The 24,021-nt window shown below is 66.1% G+C and carries 16 protein-coding genes and 2 tRNA genes; 7 read left to right on the plus strand and 11 right to left on the minus strand.

The features are described 5' to 3' along the window. Positions 1-9 precede the first annotated feature (9 nt). From N2K99_RS01970 to N2K99_RS01985, 4 genes are all read right to left on the minus strand, one after another. Positions 10-1,050, minus strand: coding sequence for an aldo/keto reductase (locus N2K99_RS01970; RefSeq protein ID WP_227934198.1), 1,041 nt, complete (start codon positions 1,048-1,050; stop codon positions 10-12). Positions 1,051-1,062: 12 nt separating this feature from the next. Further along, positions 1,063-1,689 carry a GNAT family N-acetyltransferase gene (locus tag N2K99_RS01975; RefSeq protein ID WP_227934199.1) on the minus strand — a complete coding sequence of 209 codons (627 nt, stop codon included), beginning with the start codon at positions 1,687-1,689 and terminating at the stop codon, positions 1,063-1,065. 82 nt (positions 1,690-1,771) lie between these two features. Further along, positions 1,772-1,859 (minus strand) — tRNA-Ser (locus N2K99_RS01980). An 82-nt stretch (positions 1,860-1,941) separates the two neighbouring features. Further along, complete coding sequence (locus N2K99_RS01985; RefSeq protein WP_227934200.1) at positions 1,942-4,071, minus strand: prolyl oligopeptidase family protein; 2,130 nt, start codon at positions 4,069-4,071, stop codon at positions 1,942-1,944. Between the two features lie 97 nt (positions 4,072-4,168). Here N2K99_RS01985 and N2K99_RS01990 point away from each other — a divergent pair, with 97 nt between their 5' ends. Next, positions 4,169-6,190, plus strand: a complete 2,022-nt coding sequence (locus N2K99_RS01990) for an FAD/NAD(P)-binding domain-containing protein (RefSeq protein ID WP_227934201.1) — start codon at positions 4,169-4,171, stop codon at positions 6,188-6,190. 211 nt (positions 6,191-6,401) lie between these two features. Continuing rightward, complete coding sequence (locus tag N2K99_RS01995; RefSeq protein WP_227923933.1) at positions 6,402-7,352, plus strand: zinc-binding dehydrogenase; 951 nt, start codon at positions 6,402-6,404, stop codon at positions 7,350-7,352. 74 nt (positions 7,353-7,426) lie between these two features. On the opposite strand, the gene N2K99_RS02000 is transcribed toward N2K99_RS01995, so the two are convergent. After that, the gene (locus tag N2K99_RS02000; RefSeq protein ID WP_227934207.1) at positions 7,427-8,212 is read right to left on the minus strand and encodes a hypothetical protein; all 786 of its coding nucleotides are present in this window, start codon (positions 8,210-8,212) and stop codon (positions 7,427-7,429) included. Positions 8,213-8,385: 173 nt separating this feature from the next. Continuing rightward, complete coding sequence (locus N2K99_RS02005) at positions 8,386-9,879, minus strand: aldehyde dehydrogenase family protein (protein WP_227934208.1); 1,494 nt, start codon at positions 9,877-9,879, stop codon at positions 8,386-8,388. A gap of 219 nt (positions 9,880-10,098) precedes the next feature. On the opposite strand from N2K99_RS02005, the gene N2K99_RS02010 reads away from it, so the two are divergent. Both N2K99_RS02010 and N2K99_RS02015 read left to right on the plus strand, forming a co-directional pair. Beyond that, entirely contained in the window at positions 10,099-10,758 is a 660-nt protein-coding gene (locus N2K99_RS02010; protein WP_227923916.1) for a hypothetical protein, read from the plus strand. A 119-nt stretch (positions 10,759-10,877) separates the two neighbouring features. Continuing rightward, positions 10,878-11,777: a DUF2382 domain-containing protein gene (locus tag N2K99_RS02015; RefSeq protein WP_227934209.1), complete on the plus strand. Its 900-nt coding sequence runs from the start codon at positions 10,878-10,880 to the stop codon at positions 11,775-11,777. A 158-nt stretch (positions 11,778-11,935) separates the two neighbouring features. Here the strand turns inward: N2K99_RS02015 and N2K99_RS02020 are convergent, their stop codons facing one another. Then, positions 11,936-16,435, minus strand: coding sequence for an ExeM/NucH family extracellular endonuclease (locus N2K99_RS02020; protein ID WP_227934210.1), 4,500 nt, complete (start codon positions 16,433-16,435; stop codon positions 11,936-11,938). Positions 16,436-16,826: 391 nt separating this feature from the next. On the opposite strand from N2K99_RS02020, the gene galT reads away from it, so the two are divergent. Both galT and galK read left to right on the plus strand, forming a co-directional pair. Continuing rightward, positions 16,827-17,930: a galactose-1-phosphate uridylyltransferase gene (galT, locus tag N2K99_RS02025; protein ID WP_227934240.1), complete on the plus strand. Its 1,104-nt coding sequence runs from the start codon at positions 16,827-16,829 to the stop codon at positions 17,928-17,930. Next, entirely contained in the window at positions 17,927-19,138 is a 1,212-nt protein-coding gene (gene galK, locus N2K99_RS02030) for a galactokinase (protein WP_227934211.1), read from the plus strand. The genes galT and galK overlap by 4 nt, the downstream gene beginning before the upstream one ends. Here galK and N2K99_RS02035 read toward each other — a convergent pair. Together N2K99_RS02035 and N2K99_RS02040 are read right to left on the minus strand one after the other, a co-directional pair. Beyond that, positions 19,125-19,691 (minus strand): hypothetical protein, encoded by a 567-nt coding sequence (locus N2K99_RS02035; protein ID WP_227934212.1) that lies wholly within the window; start codon positions 19,689-19,691, stop codon positions 19,125-19,127. The genes galK and N2K99_RS02035 overlap by 14 nt on opposite strands. Positions 19,692-19,750: 59 nt before the next feature. After that, positions 19,751-20,227 carry a MarR family winged helix-turn-helix transcriptional regulator gene (locus tag N2K99_RS02040; protein WP_227923910.1) on the minus strand — a complete coding sequence of 159 codons (477 nt, stop codon included), beginning with the start codon at positions 20,225-20,227 and terminating at the stop codon, positions 19,751-19,753. A gap of 220 nt (positions 20,228-20,447) precedes the next feature. Here N2K99_RS02040 and N2K99_RS02045 point away from each other — a divergent pair, with 220 nt between their 5' ends. Next, the gene (locus N2K99_RS02045; RefSeq protein ID WP_227934213.1) at positions 20,448-22,262 is read left to right on the plus strand and encodes an NAD(P)/FAD-dependent oxidoreductase; all 1,815 of its coding nucleotides are present in this window, start codon (positions 20,448-20,450) and stop codon (positions 22,260-22,262) included. Positions 22,263-22,530: 268 nt separating this feature from the next. On the opposite strand, the gene N2K99_RS02050 is transcribed toward N2K99_RS02045, so the two are convergent. Together N2K99_RS02050 and N2K99_RS02055 are read right to left on the minus strand one after the other, a co-directional pair. After that, positions 22,531-23,589, minus strand: a complete 1,059-nt coding sequence (locus N2K99_RS02050; RefSeq protein WP_227934214.1) for an SMP-30/gluconolactonase/LRE family protein — start codon at positions 23,587-23,589, stop codon at positions 22,531-22,533. Between the two features lie 311 nt (positions 23,590-23,900). Next, positions 23,901-23,991 (minus strand) — tRNA-Ser (locus N2K99_RS02055). Positions 23,992-24,021 lie beyond the last annotated feature (30 nt).

Here is a 24,021-nt window from a genome sequence, read left to right on the forward strand (position 1 = left end):
CAGCAGGCGTTACCGCCCGGCCCGGCCGCCCTCGAGCAGACGCTCCCGCTGGTTCCGGCCGTCCGGACCGTACGGATAGTTGCCGACCTGCGGGACGCTCAGGTCCGTCAGGCGCTGCTTTTCCTCGGCGGTCAGCACCAGGAACGCCGCCCCCAGGTTGTCAGCGAGCTGGTCCGTCGTGCGCGCGCCGAGGATTACCGAGGTCACTCCGGGACGGTCCGCCAGCCAGGCCAGTGCCACCTGTGCCGGCGTGGCGGAGTGTGCGGCAGCCACGGTCCGCAGTTCGTCGAGGATCCGCCAGGTCCGCTCGTTGTGGCTGCGCAGGTCCCACCCCTGGAACTGCCGCGTGGGGTTGTCGCCCACGCGCGTGTTCCCGGCGGGAACAGTCTCGCGGCGATACTTGCCGGTGAGCCAGCCCCCGGCAAGCGGCGACCAGGGCAGCAACCCCAGCCCGGCGTCGAGCGCTGCGGGAACAATCTCGGATTCGATCTCCCGCTCAAGCAGGTTGTACTGCGGCTGGAGCGTGACCGGCAACGCCCAGCCGTGTTCGCGGGCCACATAGACGGCCTTGGTCAGCTGCCAGCCGGTGAAGTTGGAAAGCCCGTAATAGCTGATCTTCCCCGCGGTGATGGCGTCATTGAGGAAGCCCAGGCTTTCCTCGAGCGGAGTGCACGGATCCCAGGCATGCAGCTGGTACAAGTCCACGTGGTCCACACCCAGCCGGGTCAGGGAGTCATCCAGCGCGCGGCGCAGATGGCGCCGGGACGTGCCTAGGTCGTTGGCCCCGCCGCCCATCGGGAAGCGCCCCTTGGTGGCGAGGACGACGTCGGCCGCTTCCGTGGGATGGGCGTGCAGCCAGCGGCCGATGATTTCTTCGGACGCACCGGTTGTGTAGACATCCGCGGTGTCCACGAAGTTCCCGCCGGCCCGGACGTAATCGTCGAGGATGGCGTTCGAGGCCCGCTCGTCGGATTCGTTCCCGAAGGTCATGGTGCCCAGCGCATAGTTGCTGACAGAGGTTCCACTATTGCCGAGCAGTCGCATTTCCATGGGTATTTTCCTTCACGGTAGGGAAGCCGGTGAACCGGTTGCCAGCTTATCCGCCGAGGGGCCTGAAAGCTCCCGGTCCCAGAGGTCCCGGCCTGAGAGCTTCCGGTCCGAAAGGAGGGCGGCGAACAACAGGGAATCCCGCCGCTTCCCGCGCACCAGCCGGTGTTCCCGGAGCCGGCCTTCGAATGCGAAGCCGTTCCTTTCCAATACCCGGACCGAACCCGCGTTCTCCGGATGGCAGGTGGCTTCCACCCGCACCAGCCCCATCGGACCGAAGGCATGGCCGAGCAGGAGTGCTGCGGCTTCGGTGGCAAGGCCCTGCCCCCACACATCATGCGCCAGCGTATATCCCAGTTCCCCGTTGCGGTCGGACGCGCTGGTGGTCCACACCGCCGCCGTCCCCACCAGACGGTCCTGGAACAGCACGGCCAGCGTGAACCGGGTCCTCTCCGGGGCAGCAGGTTCGGCGGCAGCGTCCGCGACGAAGGACCGCGTATCGGACCAGGTATTGGGTCCCCACGTGGACCACTGCGTGACCACCGGATCGGAGGCAAATGCGTGCACGGCGTCGACGTCGTCGGCCCGGAAATCCCGCAGCGTCACCCGCGGTCCGTGAAGCAGGATGCCGTCCAGTGCCATAGCTGCGTGCCCTTCTGAAGCGATTCGGTGGTGAATCTAGGGTAGACGCAAAAAAACCCCCGGTTGCCCGGGGGTTTCAGCGCGGAGACGGGGGGATTTGAACCCCCGGTGGGCTTTAGGCCCACACTTCATTAGCAGTGAAGCCCATTCGGCCGCTCTGGCACGTCTCCAACTTGCATACTTACAACGCCGGCAACTTCCGCTGCCAGCCTGACAAGACTACCGGCAACTTGCCGATTAGGGCAAAACGCCTCAGGCCAGTCTTCCGGTGAGCGCTTCCCAGAGGAATTCGTAGGACATGGCGTGCATCCGGGCCGACTGCCGGTTGTCCGCCGCACCGGCGTGCCCGCCCTCCAACGCTTCGTGGAACCAGACCTTGTCCGCACCCATGGCCTTCATCCGGGCAGCCATTTTGCGGGCCTGCACCGGACCTACCCGGTCATCGCTGGTGGCCGTCCAGATCAGCGTGGGCGGATAGGAAACGTCTTCCTTGATCAGGTGGTAGGGGGAGAACGTCTGAACGAACTCCCACTGCGCGGGATCGTCCGGGTCACCGTATTCGGCGATCCAGGAATATCCGGCGGAAAGCTTGGTGTAGCGGCGCATGTCCAGCAGCGGCACCCCGCAGGACACAGCACCGAACAGGTGCGGATAGGTGGTGAGCATGTTGCCCACCAGCAATCCGCCGTTGCTGCGTCCGGTGCAGCCCAGATGCTCCCGGGAGGTAACGCCGCGGGCCACGAGGTCCTCGGCCACGGCGGCGAAGTCCTCGTAGGCCCGGTGCCGGTTTTCCTGCAGCGCGGCACGGTGCCATTCGGGTCCGTATTCCCCGCCGCCGCGGATGTTGGCCAGCACATAGACGCCGTGCCGTTCGACGCCGTCGGCGTCCGTGGTGCGCCGCTCCAGCCAGCCGCGGCCCACCACTCCGCTGTACGCGGGGGTCAGGGAGGCTTCGAATCCGCCGTACCCGTTGAGCAGGGTGGGGTTGGAGCCGTCGAGCACCAGGTCCTGCGGGCCCACCTGGAAGTAGGGAACCTTGGTGCCGTCCACGGAGACGGCGAAGTGCTGTTCGACCGTCAGTCCCGAAGCGTCGAACATGGTGGGGGAGGTCTTGACCGCTTCGGCCCGGCTGCCGTCCCGGGAACCGGGACCGGCCAGGGTGCCGCGGGACAGCGTGGACGGCGTCAGGAACCCGGTGCTGATCAGCCAGTAATCGTTGCCGGCGTCTTCGTCCTCGTCATCCACGGCGTACGCGTCCACTGAGTGCAGCGGCGGGCAGGCGTCGAGGATGTCCGCCCGCCAGCCGTCTTCGGGGGTGAGGACCAGGATTTCGGAGCTCACATCGCGCAGCAGGTTCAGCAGCAGCCGGTCCCGGGTCCAGCTCCAGGACTGCAGCGACGTGGACGCATCCGGGGTGAAGAGGCGGTGGACGGTCCGGTTTCCGGCGGTGAATTCGTCCAGCGACGCGGCCAGCAGCGAACCGGCGGGGTGGGTGAGGCCGTCGATCTCCCAGTCGGTCCGCGGCCGCAGCAGCAGCCACTGGCGGTGAACATCCACGTTCACGTCCAGCGGGAGATCAAGCTGCACCCAGTCGCTGCCCTCCCGCAGGAAGGTACGCGTGTTGTAGAAGTCGATGATGTCCACGGCCAGGTCCCGTTCGAAGCCGGGCGTCTGGTCCCGCTGCACCACGGCCATCATGTGGTCTTCCGGAACCTCGAAGAAGGGTTCGGCGTCCAACAAGTCCTGCCCCCGGTGCAGGATGCGGCTGGTGCGCGGGTAGGAGGAGGCAGTCATGGAACCCGGGCCGAAGTCCGTCCCCACATACAGGCTGTCCTCACCGGCCCAGCTAATCCGGCTCTTGGCCGCGGGAATGTCGAAGCCGCCGGGCACGAAAGCGCGGTCGACGACGTCGAACTCCCGGTAGCGGGCCGCGTCACCGCCGTCGGGGGAGAGGGCCACCAATGCACGGCGGTAGGAAACGCCGTCCTGCGGGCGCAGGAACATAGACCCGCCCCACACCCATTCGATCCCCTCGGCCGCGCTGAGCTCATCCAGGTCCAGCAGCACCTCCCACTCGGTTTCCGTTGCCGTGTAGCTCTCCCACGTGGTGCGGCGCCACAGGCCCTTCGGATGTTCTGCGTCGCGCCAGAAGTTGTAATAGTGCTCCCCGCGCTTGGCGACCATGGGGATCCGGTCCGTGGAATCCAGGACTTCGAGCAGCCGTTCCTCCGTCTGCTCGAATCCGGTGCGCGAGAGCAGGTTTTCGGTCACGGCGTTCTCGGAGCGGACCCAGTCCAGCTGCTTATCTCCGTAGATGTCCTCCAGCCAGAGGAACTCGTCGGTAGGGGCTGAATCGGCGGCGTCGAGGTTCGGGGATGTCATGCGCCCATCCTAGCTACCGAGGCTTTCCAGTCGTGCTCGACGGGGTGTGCCCGCCTGCCCGAACCCGCGCCGCTCCGGCTCCGGATACCCTAGATGGATGGATCACACGCAGAGTTTCCGGGTAGCTGTCATTGGCGCAGGACCCCGCGGCCTCTCCGTAGTGGACCGGCTTCTGACCAACCGGCGGGCCGGTGCGCAGCGCCAGCCCCTCCGGATTGAGCTGATTGACCCTTTCAACCCGGGTCCGGGCCACGTCTGGCGGACCAATCAGTCGCGGCTTTTCCTGATGAACACACCGGCGCTGTTCCCCACCGTGGTCCCGGCCGGGGATACGGTCCGCGACCTGCTGCCCTCGCCCGCCGGACTCTCCTTTAACCAGTGGCGCGAGCTGATGGGTGCCGGCACCCGTGCGGCGGATGGTCTCTCCGCCGGTGACCGCCAGGAGCTGGCCGCGCTTGGTCCCGCGGATTTCCCCAGCCGTCCGTTGTACGGGCGGTATCTGGAGTGGACCTACGACCAGTTGCGGAAAACCGCTGCCGACGACGGCGTGGAGCTCGTACACCGCCGCACCGAAGCCTTGGGCATCTCCCGCGAAGCGGACGGCCGGCTGATCGTCGAGCTGGAAGGACAGCAGGTCCTGGCAACGGACGCCGTGGTGCTGGCCCTGGGGCACCTGCCCGCACTGCTTTCCCCGGAACAGGCACGGCTGCAGGACGCCGCCCAACGCCACGGCCTGACCTACCTTCCGCCTGCCGTGCCGGCGGACGTCGACTTCTCCCGCCTGCCCGCCGGGGAACCGGTACTGGTGCGCGGACTGGGCCTGAATTTCTTTGACGTGATGGCTGCCGCCACCGTCGGCCGCGGCGGGCGGTACGTCGCCACCGGGCAGCCCGCCGGCCGCGCCCTGCGCTACGAACCCTCGGGCCGGGAACCGCAGCTGATCGCTGCCTCACGCCGCGGCACCCCCTACCGGGCCAAGGCGAAGCTGGACTCCTACGTCCCCCGCGGAGTGCACCTCCGCTGGCTGACCCGCGAGAGGGCGCTCGCCTTCCGGGCCGACGGCCTGCTGCCCGGTTTTGACCACGATCTCTGGCCCCTGCTGCACCGTGACGCGGTCTGGGCGTATTACAGCACGCTCGCCCGGGTGGCCCCCGGCGAGCTGAACGGCACCGCCGCGCAATTCTCTGACCAGCTGGAAGCTGCCCTTAACCTTCCGGGCCCGGAGTGGGATGCCGCGAAGGAAGCGGTGCTGGACGCCTACGTCCCGTCCAACCGCCGCACCAATCTTGAAGCCCTGGCCCAGCCGCTGGGACGCCGCCCCTTCAAGGGTGCCGCCGACGCGGACAACGCCGTCCTGGCCTATCTGGAGGAGGACGCCGCCGGAAGCGCCGCCGGGGAAGACGACCCGTTGAAGATGGCAATCGGGGCCCTGAACGCCGGACGCAGCCTCTTGAAGGCAGTAGTGGCCGACGGCGGCCTGGCCGAACCTTCCTGGCTCACCGAGCTGCGGGGCTGGTTTGAGCCGCTGGTCGAGGGCCTGGCCAGCGGTCCGCCGCCCGAGCGGATCGAACAGCTGGCGGCCTTGGTCCGCGCCGGACTGGTGCACTTTGTCGGGCCGGATCCACGCTTCGACGTGGACGAGGCCCGGGGCGTATTTACGGCCTCATCCCCCTGGGTGGGCACTGAATACGCAGCTTCCACCCTGATGGAGGCCATGATGCCGCCCAACCGGGTGGACCGCAGCGTCTCACCGCTGCTGGCAGGACTGATCCGCGACGGCCTGGCCCGGCCCAAGGTCATGATGTCCGCCGACGGTACCCCCGTGATGACTCCCGGGCTGGACGTTACCTTGCCGCCTTATCGGACGGTGGGCGTCAGCGGCGAACCGGTGGAGAACCTGTTTGTGCTGGGACTGCAGTTGTCCTCGGTCCAGTGGGGAACGGCGATTGCCGCCGAGGCCGGCGCTCCGGCAGCGGAAGGTTCACGGACCCTGCAGGACGCCGACGCGATAGCCGCTGCGGTGCTGTCCGCTGCCGCGTCCACCGCTGCGGTTCCGAATTCGCGGGCCACGGCCCCGGAACCGTCGGCCGGCCAGGACCAACCTGCTGTGCTGGGCTGAACCCGGCTTTCAAGCCTGCACGTCGCACAGTAACAGTGGCGGTGAGGGGCGCCGGAGCGGCGCGCCCAGCGCTCAGCGGCGGGTGAACCTGGCCCCTGTCAGGGTGTGCCGCGCCGATAAAATCGGCATCAGCGGGGCTGAACCACTCCATTTCGTGCTCCTATCCAGCACGGCAGCCGCCTCGCGAATCAACCCGAGAGGACACGTTGTGATGAAAGCTTGGCAGTACATGGGGGACCGCAAACCGATCCAGCTGAACGAAATCCCGGAGCCCGTTCCGGCACCCACGCAGGTCATCATTGACGTCAAGGCGGCGGGCCTGTGCCACTCCGACGTGATGTACATGGAGGTCGGAGAATCCGCCATGCCGTTCCTGCCGATGACGCAGGGGCATGAAAACGCCGGCGTGATCACCGCGCTGGGATCCGAGGTGACCGGCTTCCAGGTCGGGGACGTCGTCGGCGTATGCTCCTCCGGAGTCCAGCCGCCTACCGGCATGTTCACTCCCGGCGGCTTCGCGGACAAGCTCGCTGCGGACTACCGCGACCTGGCCCGCGTTCCCGAGGGCCTCGATATTTCCCTCGCTGCCCTCGCCACGGACGCCGGCATGACCTCCTATCACGCCATGATCAAAGTCGGGAAGGCAGCCAAGGGCATGAAGGTCGGCGTGATCGGCTTCGGCGGCCTGGGGCAGATCGGCGCCCGCGCCGCCGTCCTGGCCGGTGCCGAAGTGCACGTAGCCGAGATGAAGGAAGAAGCCTGGGCCAATGCCAAGGAGGCCGGCGTGGTTTCCTGCGTCAAGGACGCCGCGGAATGGGTCACCGACCCGCGGCGTGGCGGCGACTTCGACCTCATCGTTGACTACGCAGGGTTCGACACCACGCAGAAGGCCGTGAATGCGGTCCGGCGCGGCGGCAAGGTGGTCCAGGTTGGCCTCGGCAAGCCCACCTTCACGGTGGCGACCAACACCATCCTCGGCAAGTCCATTGAGGGTTCCCTCGGCGGCACCGTGGAAGACATCGAGGAAGTCTTCGACCTGATGCTCCGCGGCGAGATCACTCCGGGGTACGAGGAAATCAGCTTCGACCAGGTCGGTGACGGGCTTGAGCGGCTCAAGAACAACCAGGTGCTGGGGCGCTTGGTGGCCCGCTTCGGCGAATAGCTGTTAACGGCGAATAACCGTTAACGACGGCGGCTGCGCACCTTCCAAGGTGCGCAGCCGCCGTCGTTCTGTCCCTAGCCGTTGTAGGTCAGCGAAAGCATCATAGCTTTCAGTTGCTGGTAGATGTCGGTCTGCATCCAGGCCCGGGCTGCGGCGTCGTCCGCGAAGGCTCCGGGATCAATGAGGGCTTCGAACCTGATGTCGCCGTCAGACATGAAAACCGTGCCGTAGGCATTGCCGCCATCCATACCATCCGCGTCCGGCAAGCCGTCATCCTCAAGCTGGACATAGTAGCCGCGACTGGGAGATCCCGGTGCTGCGTAGGTCGGACGGGATTCAAACTGGAAATAGACAGGCTCGCCAACCTTGTTCGTGTAGCCGGGCAGTTCCTGTACGTCGTACATGATGTGCCCCGGGCTAATTACTGAGATGTTGTGGAGGTCGGCTCCACTTTCAAACTTGGCTACCGGGTTCCCGGTTGAGTCCAGAATATTGAAGGCCGCCGGTGACAGACCGACGCTATGGGCAAGCATGGGCAGCGGTTCGGTCGGAACGGCCGACCATCCGGCCGGAAGGGTGAAGCTGTGCAGCCCGTTGGGGGTGGTGACGATGACCGGCGCTGCCGGTTCAGGAACGGGCGTTTCCGTAGGCGCCGGCGTCGCTGACGGTGTTGCAGCAGGCGTTGTCGCTGACGCCGTCGCCGACGGTGTTGCCGAAGTGGACGGTGTAGCCGTCGCGCTCTTCGAAGTTGCCGGCTCGGCTGCCTTATCCGCGCCGCAGGCGGTCAGCAAGGCAGCGGACGCGAGAACCAAGGCGCATATGCGGGCTCGGCGTGAAAAAGAAGCGGTCAATCCAATCAATTCCCCCAGTAGTTCGGCGCGGAGTTTCCGGGCCGGTGAGAGGGAGACTAACAGTGCGCCAGACGCCCTGGGGCGTGTCGCGTGCAAGTGTAGCCAAGACGTAATACGACGGCGGCCCGCACCTATTGGTGCGGACCGCCGTCGTCGTTTACCTGCAGGTATCCGTTACCGGATTAGAACGGGTATTCCCGCGGAGCGTGCTGGACGCTGATGGTGTGGTCCGTGGTGAATTCGTCGATGGCCCACTCGCCGTTGAAGCGGCCGAGGCCGGAGTTCTTCTCGCCGCCGAAGGCAATGTGCGCCTCGTCCTGGACCGGGAAGTCATTGACGTGCGTCATGCCTGCCTTGATGCGGCGGGCGAACTTGACGCCCTCCTCCAGGTTGGCGGTGAAGACGGCGCTGGAGAGGCCGAGGTCGGTGTCATTGGCCAGGGCCAGTGCGTCCTCGGCGTCCTTGGCGCGCATGATCCCGGCGATGGGGCCGAAGATCTCCTCGCGGGCCAGCTCCATGTCCTTGGTAACGTCGGCGAAGACGGTCGGGGAAAGTACCTGGCCGTTGATTTCTCCTTCGATCATCAGGCGTGCGCCTTCGGACTTCGCGGTCTCGATCTTGGTCTTCAAGCCCTCGAGCTGCTTGGCGTTGATGATCGGGCCCACGACGTTCTTGGGGTCGGTCGGATCGCCCGCATTCAGCGTCTTCACGTGCGCCGTGAACTTCTCGACGAACTCGTCATAGACGGCGTCCTCGACGATGATCCGGTTCACGGCCATGCAGATCTGCCCCTGGTGCAGGAACTTGCCCATCGCTGCGGCGCGGACTGCCTGGTCAACGGTTGCGTCGGCAAGAACCACGAACGGGCTGTTGCCGCCGAGCTCAAGTGCCGTGTACTTCAGCGTGGCGCCGGTGGCGGCCAGGGCACCGATGTTCTTGCCCACCGGTGTGGAACCGGTGAAGGAGATCATGCGCGGGGTCGGGTGCTCCACGAAGGCGTCGCCGATTTCCGAGCCGGCTCCGACGACGGCGTTCAGCACGCCCGCGGGCAGGCCTGCCTCTTCAAAGATCTTGGCGATGATGAGGGCGCCGGTGACCGGGGTGTCGCTGGCAGGCTTCAGGACGACGGCGTTGCCCAGGGCCAGTGCCGGAGCCACGGAGCGCTGGGAGAGGTGGAGCGGGAAGTTCCACGGGCTGATGACGCCGACCACGCCCAGCGGTGCGCGGTAGACGCGCAGTTCCTTGTTCGGGGTGTCCGAATCCATGATCTTGCCGGACACACGGTGCGGGAAGGTGGCTGCCTCGCGGGTGATGGAGGCGGCGGAGGCAACTTCAATGTTGGCCTTCAGCATGGTGCTGCCGGATTCGGCGTTGAGCCAGGCAATGATCTCGTCCCGGCGTTCTTCGAAGATCTCTGCGGCGCGGGCGATGACGGTTCGGCGCTCATTCGGTGTTTTGGCTGCCCAATCCTTCTGGGCTTCCTCTGCTGCGGCGTACGCGTCGTTCAGGTCTTCGCGGGAGGCCTGCTGCATGGTCATCAGCTGCGAACCGTCAAAGGGGTTGGTGTCCGTGAGGGTCTTCTCTGAACGGCCGTCGCGCCACTGCCCACCAATGAACTGCTTGGCGGGGATCCAGTCGGTGAGGGCCGGGGAAGTCGATTCGAGCTGAGTTGTCATGATTTCTCCTAGATGAATCTTGACGGTGTATTGCTGGCTACAACCCGGGAGGGGTCGGATCAATTCCCGAAGGCGCAGGAAGGGTCAAGGCCGAGGGAGGGTGTCAAGGGCTCCATATACTAAGTACCCTTTTTATTTCCCCCGGTTCAGCCTAGCGTTGGGAGTACCAGTGGCCAAAAGGGGAATTCCCCGGCTGCTCTTACCGCAAAGGACACCTTCATGAGCACAAGTGCAAGTGCGGCAGGAGACCACGGACGAAAGGCTGCCGGCCAGGGGTCCGGAGAGCGCCGAGAAGCCGGAGACCCAACTCCGGACGGCACGCGGGGCGATGGGATGGACAACACCAGCCGCCGGCAAGTGGTTGACCGTGAGAAAGCGACCTTCGGTGGAGTGAAGATCGGCTCGGCGTTTTTTGGCTGGCTGACCGCCATCGGAACCACGGTGCTGCTGAGCGCCTTGGCCACCGCCCTCGGCGCGGCAGTGCTGTTGAACGACGACAGCCCGGATGCCACGGCCATCACGATCACCGGGACCATCATCCTGCTCGTGATCCTCTTCGTGGCCTATTACTGCGGCGGGTACGTTGCGGGACGAATGGCCCGTTTTAACGGGATGAAGCAGGGCATTGCCGTCTGGGTCTGGGCCGTGGTCATCGCCATTGTGGCAGCCATCCTGGCCGCGATCGCCGGCGACCAGTTCAACATCCTGGTTGAACTCAACGGATTCCCGCAGATTCCGATGTTCGGTGACAACGCAACGGCGTCGACAATCATTGCCGCCCTCGTGGCCGCAGCAGTCGCTTTGATCGGCGCCATCCTCGGCGGACTGGGTGGTATGCGCTTCCACCGCCGGGTGGACAAGGCCGGGCTGGGGGACTGACAGCCGGGCGAACCGCCGGCGCCCGAAGGAAACCGGCGGAAAAGTCGTGGGGGAAGCGGGGGATGCAGTTACCAAGGCAGCACCATGCGCCTACGAGGCGCGGAATACAGGAGAACAACGTGATCACCAGCGAACAGATCGACACGATTATGAACCACGGAACCGTGGAAGGGCCGAACGGGGAAAAGATTGGCTCGGCAGGGGATATCTACCTGGATGACGAGTCGGGCCAGCCGGCATGGGTCACCACCAAGACCGGGCTCTTTGGCTCTAAGGAGAGCTTTGTGCCGTTGGCCGACGCCTCGGTTGAGGGATCTGTTGTGCGGGTGCCGTACTCCAAAGAGATGGTGAAGGACGCTCCGCGGGTGGAGAAGGACGGACATCTCAGTGACCAGGAGCAGGACGAGCTTTACAGCTACTACTCTATCGGCACGTCCGGCACGTCCGGCACGTCCGGCACGTCCGGCACGTCGGGTACTTCCGGCCAGCGGAGCTCTGCCGGGTCCGGCGTCGGGACCTCGAGCGGAAGCGGGACCTCGAGCGGAAGCGGGACCTCCGGCCGGACGGAAAGCAGCCGGGGCTCAGACCACGGCCAGGTGGGGCATGACACTTCCGGCCCCACTACGGACGATGCGATGACCCGCTCCGAGGAGCAGCTCCATGTTGGCAAGCAGAGCCGGGAGTCAGGCAGGGCCCGCCTGCGCAAGTACGTCACCACTGAGAACGTCACCAAGACGGTTCCGGTCAGCCATGAGGAAGCCCGGATTGAGCGTGAGCCCATCACGGACGGCAACCGGGGCTCTGCCATGGACGGACCCTCCATCAGCGAGGAGGAACACGAAGTGACCCTCCACGCCGAGGAGCCCGTGGTGGAAAAGAAAGCAGTTCCGGTCGAGCGTGTCCGGCTGGACACCGAAACGGTGACAGAAGAGGCCACCGTCACGGAAGAGGTCAGCAAGGAACAGATTGATATGGAGGGTGAAGGCGGGAGCGGACGCGGAGGCAAACGCAGCCGCTGATCCGGACTAGTCCCACACCAGCACCGCAGGCCGCCGGAATCCACCGGCGGCCTGCGGTGGTTTAAGGGGAATGGATCACCACCATAGCTGTCCACAGCGCAGAAGCGCCGCCCCGGGTAAACCCAAGGCGGCGCTTCTGTCATTGCTTTACTAGCGGGTTACTTCCGTCCGGCCAGGCACAGAACGTACTGCGCCAGTTCGTAGGCGTAGCGGACCCAGCCGCGCACGTCCCACCACTGCTTCGGCGCGATCGGCGCCTTGCAGACCGGTGCCGGCGCCGCAGCCTTCTCTACCGTGACCGGCAAGGTCACCGTGGTGCCGGATTCAGCAGCCTTCAGCACCAGGGATCCGGGGCCGGAGGCCGACGCGGGAAGCGTCGCGGTCACTGTGGCGGAACCGGCGCTGACCGATGCCGTGCCCAGGGCCGTGGAGGTTCCGGCAGCGTTCACGAAGCTGACTGCCAGCGAGGTGTTGGCAGGGCTGCCGAGCGATGTCAGGTCCAGCTGGCCGACGGTGAACGTCGCTGCTGTGCCTGCCTTGACCGTGCTGGGTGCACCCTTGACGACTACGCCCTGACGGGCAAAGTCGGGGGACAGCGGACTGTTGGCCGAGATGTAACTGATCCAGGCGTCACGGTCCACCAGGCCGGTATCGCGGGTGTTCTTGCCTTCCTTGAAGACGGTGAAGTTGTCGCCGCCCTGGGCCAGGAAGCTGAACGTACCCACCCGGTAATCGCGGGCCGGGTCCATGGCGGCACCGTTGATGGTGACGCTTTGGATCCGTGAGCCGCGGGGCTGGTCCGGGTCGAAGGTGTAGGTGATGTTGTCCGAAAGGCCGAGGGCCAGGAAGGCGCGTGAGCTGCCGTCCGGCTGCCACTGCTGCTCCAACATGGTCTTCAGCTGGGCACCGGTCAACGTGGTGGTCCAGAGGTTGTTGACGAAGGGCAGAACCGCGTTGGCCTCGGCGTACGTAATGACGCCGTCCTCGCCGTAGTAGAGCTCGGCACGCAGGCCGCCCGGGTTGGTGACACCGATCTCGGCGCCTCCGCGTTCGGGGGCGGCAAGGGTGGACAGGAGTGAATCGGCCACCAATGCGCCGAGGGTGGATTCGGAACTGCGGTCGTCGCGGGCAGTACCCACGAAGGCCGAGGTGATGTCTCCGGTGAGGGAGCCGACGGGCTGGTTGCCCACTTCCGCCGAGTAGGCCAGGGCGGCGTCGACAATCCGCTTTACCTCGGCCACTGCCGGGTAGGTGGCTACCAGTGCCGGTGCGGCTGTCTTGGTGCGGGCCACGTTGGCTGCGGTGTAGGAAGTGACCTCGTCGGTTGCTTCGTTATATTCGAGCCGGATCTGGCCGATGAATTCACCGTAGGAACCGGTCTGCACCACGGGACGGGTCTTGCCGTCGCCGCCGGGAATGGCTGCATCCCAGGCATACTGCTTGTGGGTGTGCCCGGTGTAGATGGCATCGACCAGTTCGGTGGTGTCATTGACGATCTCCGCGAAGGCACCGCCGGCCGCCAGCTCCTGATCGAGGTTGGCGCCGTCGGGAGTGCCGCTGCCGGCACCCTCGTGGTATTCGGCGATGATCACGTCGGCGAGGTCCTGCTCCACCAACTGTTCGGCTACGCGGTTGACCGCTTCCACCGGATCGCCGAAGTCCAGGTTGCTGATTCCGCCCGGGCTGACCAGGCTTGCAGTCTCCCGGGTGATGGCGCCGATAACGGCGACATCGACTCCGTTGACGTCGATGATCTCGTACTCCTGCAGCGCAGGCGTGGTGGTGCCCTTGGCGTAGACGTTGGCGCCCAGGTAGGGGAACTGTGCACCCGCGTCGACGCGGCCGGTGAGGTCCGCGAAACCGCCGTCGAACTCGTGGTTGCCGACGGCCGAGGCCTGCAGCCCGAGGGCGTTCAGGACGTCAAGGGTGGGCTGGTCCTGCTGCACTGAGGAAGCGAACAGGGACGCGCCGATGTTGTCGCCCGCGGAAAGGAACAGCGAGCTGCCCTCCGGTGCACCGGCCTTCAGTTCCTCAACGGTTCCGGCGAACGGCACCGTGTTGGCATCAATCCGTCCGTGGAAGTCATTGATGTTCAGCAGGTTCAGCGTGGCGGTGTCCGTACCTTCGGCGGTCAGGTCCATGCCGACGAGGATCGGGTCATGGTCCGAGGCACGGTAAGGATCCGGTGCGTAGAAATCGGTGGCGTTGTAGTTGTAGCGGCTGTATTCGAAGGCCACCGACTCCACGGAGTTGATGTTCCAAATATCCGCTCCGGTGACCGCTTCATTGGCTGCCGGGGAGGCCAGGATGTGGTCCAGGCTGCCGACGGTCCCGCCGAAGGCGTAGGAGTGCTTGCCCGTGGTTGCACCGAGGTCAACGTAGCCGGCGTCAACCAGCACCTTGATGGGATCCTCCGCGTGGTAGGCGTTGAAATCGCCGAGCAGGAACACCTTGTCCGTGCCTGCTGCTTCCGATACGGTCCCGGCGAACTCCACCAGTGCCTGCGCCTGGCGGACGCGGTCTGCGTTAAAGCCGCCCTGCCCGGTGTCGGCATTCTCGCCGGAGGAGGGTGCCGAACCCTTGGACTTGAAGTGGTTGGTGACGGCGAGGATTTCGGTGCCGTCTTCCGCGCCGGCGGGGCGGAAGGCCTGGGCCAGCGGTTCGCGGGCGTTGGAGAAGGCCTCTTCGTTGTCCAGGATGGTGGATTCGCCGACAGGTTCGGCGGTTCCGGTGCGGTAGATGAAAGCGGAGCGGATCACGTCTTCATCGGCAGGCAGGGCCGCGGGGGAGCGGACGTAGTCCCAGGTTCCCGGTGCCTGCGCGTTGAGCGCTGCCACCAGCCGGGACAGCGCATCGTCGCGGTCCTTGCCGAACTTGGCGGAGTTCTCCACCTCCATCAGCGAGACGACGTCGGCGCCCAGGGCGTTGATCGCGGCCACGATTTTGGCCTGCTGGCGTTCCAGGCTCGCTGCGTTGGCGGCGCCGCGGGCGTCGCAGCCTCCGTTGACGGTCACGGGTTCGCCGCTGCGGTTCTTGTAGAAGGTGCAGCCGGACAGCGTGTCACCGGTGGTGGTGAAGTAGTTCAGCACGTTGAAGGACGCGAGCTTCAGGTTGCCGCCGACGCTTTCGGGCGCCGCGGTGCGGGTGTTGGTGAACGACGCCGGCGTGGCGGTCGCCGCGTTGGCCTGCGTCAGTTCGGTCAGCGGCTGGAACTTCCAGGCACTGTTGCGGAAATCGAGGATCACGCCGGTGCTGAAGGCAGCTGCGGCACCCACCCGGACCGGGTTTTCCGGTGTCAGGTAGGGCAGGGGCTTGCCCTGGTTGGCGGCGTTGAGGAAGTTGGTGCTGGCGCCGTCGTCGAGCTTCACGGCACGGGCAGCGTTGTCCGCGACGACGGCGGCGTGCTGCGGGGTTCCGACGGCAGCTACGGCGGTCGGCTGGACAAGCGGAGAATTGCCGGCGGCGAGGCCGATCTCTGCGTACTGGTTCAGCGAGAAGTTATCGGTGACGGTGAACTCGCCCTGAGGTGCCAGGAGCATGCCCTCAAAGGTCTCGCGCTGTTCCTCGGTGGCCGGCCACGCTACGGCGGCGGGCTTGACCTCGGGCGCCGCTTCGCTGAGCTTCGTCATGGCGCCGTCGGCGACGGTGAGCTGCGTGAGGTTGTAGTACTCGCCTACGGTACCCGTGACCTCGACGTAGTCGCCGGCGGTCACCTGGCCTGCAGTTGCCGCGGAGAAGATGAAGATGCCTTCCGATGCGGTGTGCGTGGCCGGGGTGATGTCACCGCCTGTACCCGGGGTCTGGATGTAGTAGCCGTTGAAGCCGCCGGTGGCGTAGACGCCCGTGACCTTGCCGCGGGTTGTGACCGTCTGGCCGATCAGCGGGCTGGCCGCGCCGGTGCCCTGGATTTCGGCGATCGGAACCGCGTCCCCCGGCACCGGCACCGGTACCGGCGTCGTGGGTGTGGGCGTCGGCGTCGGCGTCGGGGTGGGCTCGGTGGGAGCCGTGCCGGCCGAAGACGTGGGGGTGACCGACGTGCTGAGGGTGAAGTCGGCGGCGTTGTTGTTCGAATCTGCGAACCCGGTGCGGTTCAGCGACTTCGGATCCGAGTTGCCGGCCGGTGCGGCCGCGCCTGCGGTCTCGAAGGTGTTGGAGGTGCCGTAGCCGATCAGGTCGACCACGCCGGGAGCGCCGATGACCGAGCCGGTGGGCAGGGGATCAATTCGGGTGCCCTGGTTCGCGAGGATCAGGGTGCCGCCGCCTCCGGCGAAGCTGGCGCCGATGGTGGCGTCGGCGTTCGGGAGGGCCGCGCCGGCGGTGCCGTTGCTGGCGCCCGAAACCAGGTAATACCCGCCCGGAGCGATGCTGCCGGAGAGGGTGCCGATACCGGTGGGCGCCGCGGTGGCGCTCGCGGCCCGGTACTGGAGGGACCAGCCGTCCAGGCTCACCGGTTCACTGGTGGGGTTGTAGAGCTCCACGAACTTGGTGTTGAACGGGGCGTTGGCGCTGCCGCCGGACAGATATGCCTCGTTAATGATGATGCCGGGACCGGCAGCGTTGCCGTCCTGTGCATAGGCCGGGAATGCGGTCAGCGGGGCGGCGAGCAGGCCTGCTGACAGGGCGGTCCCGAGCGCGGCCTTCCATGGGAAAGGTCTCATGCCTCATACTCCTTGGTCGGCGTGCGGCCGACAGGTAATGGCCGCCGGATACGGCGGCAGGGGATACAGCGAGTGATTACGAAGGGTGATGCTAGGCGGGGCGGGTTACGAACAGGTGTCCGTCCGGTGACATGCGTCAATGCATGAGCTTCGGGAAGGTTCCGCCGCGTCCCCCGAGGAGGCGGAAAAGTGATCGCCAGCACAGTGTACGGCCTTGCACCCCCACTTCCTGACACGAGGTACCGAGGAGTAACAAAGGAGCGCCCGCTCACCGAGGGTGCGGCCCCTTATGGTCGTAGTGAACGCAAAACGAGTTCCAATCCGCCGAAGAGGAGGCCGATACGTGTCCGGCCAGTTTCCTGCTGCTGATTCCGACGCGGCTGTGCAGCCGATCGTCCACCGCCGGCACCGGCTCGCCGACGGCCGGGAGGCACTGTTCTTCACCGACCGCGGCGGGCAACCGGTGGAAACGGTCGTGGATGCCCGTCCGCTGGATCCCCGTTCCGGCAACGGGGAGGTGCGCTTCGACCGGCTGACGGGGGAGTGGGTGGCCGTGGCGGCCCACCGCCAGGCCCGGACCTACCTGCCGCCCGCCGACCAGTGCCCCCTGTGCCCCACCCGTCCGGGACGGAGGTCGGAAATACCGGCGGAAGATTTCGACGTCGTGGTCTTCGAGAACCGTTTCCCCTCCCTGGGACCGGAACTCGGCATCCTGCCGGAACCGGGCGGGACAGGGGATGAGCGTGCGCTCTGGGGGCGGCCCTCGCCGGCGTTCGGCCGCTGCGAGGTGGTGGTCTTCACCCCGGAGCACAACGCCTCCTTCGCCTCGCTGCCGTACACCCGGGCCCGCACCGTGGTCGAAGCCTGGGCGCAGCGCACCGGGGAACTCTCGGCCCTGCCGGGCATCGCGCACGTCTTCCCCTTCGAGAACCGGGGCCAGGACATCGGCGTCACGCTGCACCACCCGCACGGGCAGATCTACGCTTATCCGTACGCCGCACCCCACGCCGCCCGGCTGGCCCAACGCTCCCGGCAGCACCTGTCCGAGCATGGCCGGGCACTGATGGGCGAGCTGCTTCGGGACGAGTCCGAGGCCGGGGACCGCATGGTCCTGGCAGGCAGGCACTTCTCCGCGTATGTGCCGTACGCAGCCCGCTGGCCGCTGGAAATCCACCTGGTGCCGCACCGCCAGGTCCCGGACCTGGCCGCGCTTACCGGGGAAGAACGCGACGAGCTCGCTGCCGTGTACCTCGAACTGCTGCAGCGGGTGGACGGACTGTACGGCACCCCCACCCCGTACATTTCCGCCTGGCACCAGACACCGGTGAATGCCGCTGACCGTGAAGCTGGCTGGCTGCACCTGCAGCTCACCAGTCCCCGACGGGCAGCGGACAAACTGAAGTTCCTGGCCGGCTCCGAGGCCGCGATGGGTGCCTTCATCAACGACACCACTGCGGAGCAGACCGCCGTCCGCCTTCGGGAGGTGCGTGTATGAGCGCGCCGGTTCAGCCGGTGCAGTCCCGGGCCGAAAACCTGGTCCGGCGCTTTGCAGAGGTGTACGGCGAGACGCCCGACGGCGTGTGGCGGGCCCCCGGGCGAGTAAACCTGATCGGCGAACACACGGACTACAACAACGGCTTCGTCCTGCCGTTCGCCATCGACCGCAGTGCCCTCGTGGCCATGCGGCTGCGCCGGTCGGGCGAAACAGGAGAGTCCGACGTCGTGCGCCTCGCTTCCACCTATGCTCCGGACGGTGAGGAGCTGTCCCGTGCGCGGTTCCATACCGGCGGGTTGGAGCCGGGCGGGGTCGGCGGCTGGGCAGCTTATCCGGCTGGTGTGGTGTTCGCGCTGGTGCGCAGAGCCGGCGTCGTCGTCCCCGGTTTTGACCTGCTGCTGGATTCCACGGTGCCGGTAGGTGCCGGCCTGTCCTCCTCGCACGCCGTGGAAGTGGCCGTGATTGTGGCGCTGAACGAGCTGCTGGAGCTGGGCATGGACCGGCCCCGGATGGTCCGGCTGACCCAGTACGCCGAAAACGAATTCGTCGGTGCGCCCACGGGCATCATGGACCAGTCGGCATCACTGATGGGCCGGGAGGGCAGTGCGCTGTTCCTGGACTGCCGCAGCCTCGACTCCGAAACCGTGCCGCTGCCCCTGGCCCGGCACGGACTCGAAGTGCTGGTCATCGATACGCGGGTGGTCCACAGCCACGCCGACGGCGGCTACAGCGCCCGGCGGTCGTCCTGCGAACGCGGAGCGGCGGCGCTGGGTGCGGCGTCGCTGCGGGAGGTGCCTGCCGGTACCTCCCTGGACCGGTTGGATGCGGAAACCCGACGGCGGGTCCGGCACGTGCTCGGAGAGAACGAACGGGTGCTGCAGGTTGTCGGGCACCTGCGGGCGGGCGACGTCGCCGGCATCGGGAACCTGCTGACCGCTTCCCATGCCTCGCTGCGGGATGACTTCGAAGTGTCCTGCCCGGAGCTGGACCTGGCGGTGGACGCGGCGCTCTCCGCCGGTGCGCTGGGTGCCCGGATGACCGGCGGGGGATTCGGCGGCTCGGCCATTGCCCTGATCCGGCGGGAGGACGAGGGACGGGTCCGCGCGGCCGTGCGTGGGGCCTTCGCGGAGCGAGGTTTCCGGGAACCTGCCCTGTTCCCGGTGCTTCCGGCGGACGGGGCGGGACGGATCCGGGTCACCTGGCACTGAGGGGAATGACTGCCCGGCCGCTCCGGTCCCCCGCATTGCCGTCCTCGCCCTGCGAATACACCGCGAAGGAAATCGTTGCGGTTTTTTCACCCCACTGCACGGAAAAGGCTCCGCCGCTGAACGGATCGTAGCCGTCATCTGTCAGCACCTGGTCCCGGTATTCGTAGACCGGGCCTTGCACCTGTTCGTAGACGGCATGCGAGCCGATCAACAAAACGCTCTGGTTGTTGATCAGCAATGTGTGCTCTCCCGCCGGCGCTGAGATTCTTTGGTAGCCGGACCCCGAGAAGAAAAGGGTGAGGAATCCATATCCAGCAAGGAGGAGCAACCATGCGCAGGTGATAATGCCGCCGAGGAAGCCGGCGGCCCGACGCAGAAAGACATGGCGAAAGAGGCCGCTGAACCAGGGAACGAGTGTCCAGGAAGCTCCGAGGAAGAAACACCAGGCCGCCACCAGCGCAGCCACGATCAACTGGCCTGTGCCGATTCCCGCCCCGAGGTAAAGCAGGGTCCCGCTGGCTTGGAGCACGCGGAGGAGGTAGGCCAGAGCCATGAGGCTTGCCGCCTGGACCAACCAGTTGGCCCCGGAGATAAGGCGCGGCGGCCGAACAGTCATCTCTTGGCGTCCGCTCCACGGCCTATCTCGGCATGGACGGCACGCATGCCCTGTTCGAGTGCGTGCAGGTCTTCAATCGACAACCGCGAGAGAATTTCGACATTAAGTTCGGGGCGTCCGGCCACGAGCCGGCGCACCACCGTCCGTCCCAGCGGCGTTGCCTTCACCCTGCGTACCCGTGCATCCAGGGGATCCTCCGAGCGGGTAGCTACACCCTGGGCGACGAGCCGGTCGATCAAACCGGACATGGATGCCATGGAAACACCGAAGGACTCCGAGAGGCCACGGCCGGTAGCACCCTCCTCTGCGGTGACGAGAACGGTCAGGACCTTCAACTGGCGCACCGTCAGGTCCGTGGACAGCAACGGATCGAGGAAGCTGGGCAGGGCCGACGACTGCAGGGAATCGGCCAGTTCTTCGAGACTCAGCAGAACGCGTTCGCGTTCCTGCTGCTCATTGCTTCCTTCGGTCATGAGTTCACCGTAGTGGCCGCGGACGTGTCGGCAAACACAGAGGTCAGCGAATGCTCAGCCAAATTAGTTAGGGTGAGGCTAACCGTTTATCGGTTTTTGAGATATACCGGCGTCCCCGCGGCTGCAGATCGGAGTGAGACGGACTCCGAGCGCACCGGCGTCGTAGTCCTCCCGCTCTGCCCTGGGTCACGGGAACGCGCAAGCGAAGCGAGGACACTACATGAGCAGCACGCAAACCCCCATAGCGTACGAGCGCATAGAAGACGGCCTGGACGTCGAGGCGTTGAGGGCGAAGTACAAGGCCGAAAGGGACCGGCGGATCCGCCCGGACGGCGCCACCCAGTATCAGCCCGCCAAGGGAAGATTCGGCTACTACGCCACCGATCCCTACACTCCCCGCACCGAACGGGAGCCCTTGGCCGACACCGTGGAGGTGCTGGTGATCGGCGGCGGGTTCGGCGGGCTGATGACCGGAGCGCGGCTGCGGCAGGCCGGCGTCGAGAGCATCCGCATGATGGATGAGGCCGGGGACTTCGGCGGCACCTGGTACTGGAACCGCTACCCCGGCATCCGCTGTGACATCCAGTCCTACGTCTACCTGCCGCTGCTCGAAGAAGTGGGTTACATGCCCACCGAGCGTTACGCGCCGGGCGAGGAGATCCGCCGGCACGCCGTGGCCATTGCGGAACGTTTCGACCTCTACCGCGACGCCGTGTTTTCCACCCGCGTGACCAGCCTGGCCTGGGACGAAGCTGCGTCCGAATGGATCGTTTCCACCGACCGCGGCGACTCGATGCGTGCCCGCTACGTGGTCACCTCCTCCGGAACGCTCACGCAGCCGAAGCTGCCCGGCATTGCGGGCATCGACTCCTTCAAGGGGCACACCTTCCACACCAGCCGCTGGGATTACGGCTACACCGGGGGCGACCAGTTCGGCAACCTCACCGGACTGGCGGACAAGAAGGTGGCCGTGGTGGGCACCGGCGCCACGGGCATCCAGGTGATCCCCATGGTGGCGCGCGACGCCGAGCAGCTCATCGTCTTCCAGCGCACGCCGTCGTCGGTGGACATCCGGAACAACCGTCCCACTGATCCCGCATGGGCCGCTTCCCTGAAGCCGGGCTGGCAGCAGGAACGGATGGAGAATTTCCTGGCTGTGGTTTCCGGCGAGCCGGTGGAGAAGGACCTCACCCGGGATGGCTGGACCTCCGTGCCTCAGCTGCACCGCAAGATGATCAGCGGCGCCGTGGACAAGTCCGTTTCGGCGGACGAGCGTGAACGGCTCGACGAACTCGTTGATTTCCGGAAAATGAACTCCATCCGCGCCCGGGTGGACGAGGAAGTCTTCGACCCGACGACGGCCGAAAAGCTCAAGCCCTGGTACCGCTATATGTGCAAGCGTCCGACCTTCAGCGACTACTACCTGGAGACGTTCAACCGTCCCAACGTGACGCTGGTGGACACGGCGGACTTCGGCGGCATCACCCGCATCACGGAAAACACCATCGTGGTGGGCGAGGAAGAATACGAGGTGGACTGCATCATCTTCGCCACCGGCTTTGAGGTAGGCATTTCGGGTGTCACCTCCGGGGCCATGCCGGTGACCGGGCGCAGCGGCCAGACCCTGCTGGAAGCCTGGGGCCGCGGCCCGCGGACCCTGCACGGCTTCTATACGCACGGCTTCCCGAACCTGTTCCACCTCGGCTCCCTGCAGAACGCCAACTCGGTGAACTTCGTCCACATCCTGATGGAACAGGCCAACCACATCGGCGCCGTCATCGGCAGGGCACGCGAGGTGGGTGCCCGGTACATCGAACCGACGGCCGAAGCCGAGGCGGCCTGGGGCGAAACCATCCAGCGGACCTCGGCGGACAACCGCAAGTTCGCCGCCGAATGCACGCCCGGCTACTACAACCGCGAGGGCAACCCGCCGCCCGTCAGCTTCTCCTTCAGCCCGGGGCCGGTAGTGTTCCACCGGCTGCTGAAGCAGTGGCGCGAGGAAAGCATCGACGAGGTGCTGGTGACTGAGGGCTAGTCTCTGCGCCTCACGCGGTGGCCTGCGGGGGCTGGGGCTCGGCCTGGCCCGGGTCGCCTGCGGGGCCTGGCTCCGGCGGCAACGAAATTCCAGAGCTCGCAGAGCTCGCTTGGAATATTAAAGCCGCCTCCGCCAGGCCCCTACGGGTGCATGTCACCCCTAGTAGTCAGCAGCGAGGTGCTCCGGAGGCGGCGCGCCTCGCCAGGACGCCTCGCACCTTATCCGTGCTGGTCTTGGTGGGGGGGGTGGGAGCTGGGGTAGGAGGAGGTTAGCCGCCGTTTGATTGGCGGATGCCGGTGGACAGGGATTCGAATTCGTAGATGAAACCACCGGCAGGGCCGCTGACCGTAAGGTAGGCCTCGTTGGTGTCGGGCTTGATGGCGATATTGGTGGCCGAGGTGAGGCCGTCCTCGTCGTCCGCCGGGACGGTGACGGTGGACAGGAGTTCACCCCGGGGGTTGTAGATGAAGATGCGCGGCTGGCCGTGGACTGCCTGATAGACGTTGCCGTCGGCGTCCACGGCGTTGGAATCCGTCTGGCTGGTGCCGCCGTCAAAGTGCATGCCGGGATGGGAGGTGGTGACCTCGGTCTTGTCCTCGTTCAGCACCAGGTAGTCGATCCGGTTGTCCATGTACTGGCTGACCCACAGGGCCTTGAAGTCCTTGCTGAAGGAGATGCCGTTCGGGGCGGCAAGGTTCTCGGCGAGGACGGTGGCCTCCGCGGTGTCCTTGTCGATCCGCACCACCCGGCCCTGTGCTTCCCACGCCGGATCGGCATAACCGGTGGAATCGCTGACGAAGAGGTTCCCCTCTTCATCGAAGGCCAGATCGTCCGGGCGCATGGGGGAACCGTCGACGTCGCCGGCGAAGAAGGTCTTATGGTCCTGGCCGTCGGCGGTCATGCTGTCGATTTTTCCGCCGGCAAAGTCCGTCAGGTAGATCCGGCCGTCCTTCGGGCTGAACTGCGCGGAGGTGTAGGCGCCGTTGCCCTCGGTGTAGACCCGGGAAACGGATTCATCCTCCACGTCCACCCGCATCACCTTGGCTTCGCCGGCCGGAGCCGTGACATCGACGACGAACAGGCCGCCGTCGGGCCCGAACGTGGGTCCTTCGATGAGGGTCATGCCGGTTTCCGGATGGACGGAGCTGACCTGGAGCACCCGCTCGGCGGTCTGTTCGGGGACCCCATGCATTCCGGTGTTCGACGCCGATTCGTCACGATCGTCGTCGTCACCGGCGGCGCACCCGCTGAGCGCGGCGGCCAGGCCGAGCGTGAGTGCGGCGATACGGACCGGCTTCGGAAAAGAGAAAGAGGTGCGGTGGGACATGCTGCGGCTCCGATGCGGTGGGGGACTGCGGAAGCAATTACTTAGGACAAGCCTAAGTGATTGCGTCCGTCACGTTCCGCCGGCCGCTGCCCGGGGCCGCCGCCCACCACCGCTTCTGTTCTGTCCGCGCGTTCATAGTGCAGTAGATGCTGTCTGGCCGGGTCCGAGGCAGCATCTACTGCACTTTGAACCGCCACCACATCCCCCAACCGGCAGCAATTCCGTAAGAGAATCATGAATCCGCGCCCGAGACCGGTCCGCGCACTTAAACAGAAGAAGCGGCCCCTGATCAGGGACCGCTTCTCGTTGTCTGGCGGAAGGTAAGGGATTCGAACCCTTGGTACGGGGTTACCGCACACTGGTTTTCAAGACCAGCTCCATCGGCCGCTCGGACAACCTTCCTCACTATGTAGTCTGGCAGAAGGGATGAAA

It is taken from the genome of Arthrobacter sp. zg-Y1110, assembly GCF_025244865.1.
Taxonomy (GTDB): Bacteria; Actinomycetota; Actinomycetes; order Actinomycetales; family Micrococcaceae; genus Arthrobacter_B.